The 2,279-nt window shown below is 44.1% G+C and carries 4 protein-coding genes and 1 other RNA gene; 3 read left to right on the top strand and 2 right to left on the bottom strand.

The features are described 5' to 3' along the window. On the top strand, positions 1–330 hold a 330-nt coding region (bamE, locus tag CAG68_RS14075; protein WP_161441293.1), incomplete at its 5' end, for an outer membrane protein assembly factor BamE. Positions 331–431: 101 nt separating this feature from the next. Here bamE and CAG68_RS14070 read toward each other — a convergent pair. Continuing rightward, positions 432–791, bottom strand: coding sequence for an RnfH family protein (locus tag CAG68_RS14070; RefSeq protein WP_005381640.1), 360 nt, complete (start codon positions 789–791; stop codon positions 432–434). After that, entirely contained in the window at positions 781–1,224 is a 444-nt protein-coding gene (locus tag CAG68_RS14065) for an SRPBCC family protein (RefSeq protein WP_005381641.1), read from the bottom strand. Before CAG68_RS14065 ends, CAG68_RS14070 begins: the two co-directional genes overlap by 11 nt. A gap of 118 nt (positions 1,225–1,342) precedes the next feature. Here CAG68_RS14065 and smpB point away from each other — a divergent pair, with 118 nt between their 5' ends. Both smpB and ssrA read left to right on the top strand, forming a co-directional pair. Then, positions 1,343–1,828 carry an SsrA-binding protein SmpB gene (smpB, locus tag CAG68_RS14060; protein ID WP_005381642.1) on the top strand — a complete coding sequence of 162 codons (486 nt, stop codon included), beginning with the start codon at positions 1,343–1,345 and terminating at the stop codon, positions 1,826–1,828. Positions 1,829–1,894: 66 nt separating this feature from the next. Then, positions 1,895–2,262: a transfer-messenger RNA gene (gene ssrA, locus CAG68_RS14055) on the top strand. Positions 2,263–2,279 lie beyond the last annotated feature (17 nt).

The raw sequence follows: 2,279 nt of genomic DNA, 5'->3' as shown, positions 1-2,279 counted from the left end.
CCATTAGCAATGACATTGCTGACAGGATGTTCGGTATTGGAAAGACTGGTTTATCGTATTGATATCAACCAAGGCAACTATGTAGAACAAAGTGCGGTTGATAAATTAAAGTTTGGGATGACTAAAGCACAGGTTCGCTTCGTATTAGGGTCGCCAATGCTTATTGAAAACGGCTATCCAAACACTTGGTATTACATCTATCATCATACTCCTGGCCATGGCGAACCAGTACAGAAAGATCTGATTGTAAACTTTAATGACCAAGGCACACTCGCAGACATCAGTGGTGACTTTCCAAAAAGTGACGCATTTTACGAGCAAATTCAGTAAACTGACTTTTGCAAAAAAACCTCCCGTTTGGGAGGTTTTTTATTATATAGAAATCACGTTAGTCAAACTTTGAGTAACTCACATGAGCTATTGGGTTTATATTAATCCTGCTTATTTTTACGTACAGAACTAGGCTTGCCACCGGTGACTGGGTCTGCACTCCCCTCGGCTTTAGCCTGCTCCGCCCGTTTACGGCGAATCTCTTTCGGATCGGCGAGTAACGGACGATAAATCTCTATTCGGTCTCGATCTCGAACGGTCGCATCCAACTTCACGTTACGACTAAACACACCCACTTTGTTCTTGGACAAATCAATTTCAGGGTACAACTCCAATACACCGGATTGTCGAATGATCTCTTCTACCGTTGCGTGATTATTTACCACTAAGTTAAATACACGCTGTTCATGAGGAAGAGCATAGACAACCTCAACGTGAATCATATCTGACTCAATACTCATAACACTCGTAGACCTGTTTTGCGCGTTTAGTAAATGCATTTACCATATTACTAGTAAGCTCGTTAAAAATCTTACCGAAGGCCATCTCAATCATTTTACTTGAGAATTCAAACTCAAGCTTTAGTTCAACCTTGCAAGCTTGCTCATCTAGCGCGGTAAAAATCCAACCACCACGCAACGTCTTAAACGGGCCATCCACCAAGTTCATCATAATTGCTTGGCCTGGGATCAGCTCATTTGAAGTAGTAAACGTTTTGCTGATACCAGCCTTCGCCACATCGACAGAAGCCACCATACCATTACCCGAAGACTCAATGATTCTAGAGCCCGAGCAACCAGGCAGAAACTCAGGGTATTTAGCAACATCGTTAACCAGATTGAACATCTGTTCAGCACTAAAAGACACAAGCGCAGAACGGCTGACTTGCTTCATACATACTCCTATCGATACATGTACAGATTTAAAGCTCCTGCCAATTTTACTTTTATTCCACGATTGCGCAAATAAAAGGATTTCCTATCCGATATCCAACCCGTATAATGTCGCTATTATGGCAAAGAAAAAAACGAAACAAAAAGCGGGTAGCAATACTATCGCGCTGAATAAAAAAGCTCGCCACGAGTATTTCATCGATGATGAAATCGAAGCTGGCTTGGAGCTCCAAGGTTGGGAAGTGAAAGCCCTTCGCCAAGGTAAAGCCAATATTTCTGAAAGTTACGTATTTATGCGTGACGGTGAAGCCTTTGTGAGTGGCATGACAATCACTCCTTTAAATCAGGCATCGACACACGTTGTGGCGAACCCTACACGTGTGCGTAAACTACTAATGAGTCGTCGTGAGCTGGATAACCTATTCGGACGTGTAAACCGTGAAGGTATGACATTAACGGCCCTCTCACTGTACTGGTCTCGCTCTTGGGTGAAACTAAAAATTGGCGTAGCAAAAGGTAAAAAGCTGCACGATAAACGTACGGATCTAAAAGAAAAAGACTGGGCAAGAGAAAAAGCACGCGTAATGAAGAGCGCGCTGCGTTAATCTTGACCACTTAAACGCATAGTACTGGACAGCCAATGCTTTTCTGTTACTATGCGAATATTACCTGGGGCTGATTTAGGATTCGACGGGAATTCAGAAGTCTGAGGTGCATGCCGAGGTGCGGTAGGCCTCGTTAACAAACCGCAAAAAAATAGTCGCAAACGACGAAAACTACGCACTAGCAGCTTAATAACCTGCTAAGAGCTCTCTCGCCCTAGCTTCCGCACGTAAGACGGGGAATAACGAGGGATCAAACCCAAACGCGCTAGCCCGGATTCTCCCGCCTGAGAGATGAACGGCGAATTTTAATTCAGGCTAGTCATTCATTAGCGTGTCGGTTCGCAGGTGGATGGCGAAATTAAAGATCGACTAAGCATGTAGTACCAATGATGAACGGTTTTCGGACGCGGGTTCAACTCCCGCCAGCTCCACCAAACGTTTGGAAAAGGCC

This window comes from Vibrio sp. V42_P2S4T144, from assembly GCF_009904715.1.
GTDB lineage: Bacteria > Pseudomonadota > Gammaproteobacteria > Enterobacterales > Vibrionaceae > Vibrio > Vibrio alginolyticus.
The sequence above is the reverse complement of the archived record's forward strand: the minus strand, read 5'-3'. Positions and strand labels throughout refer to the sequence as shown.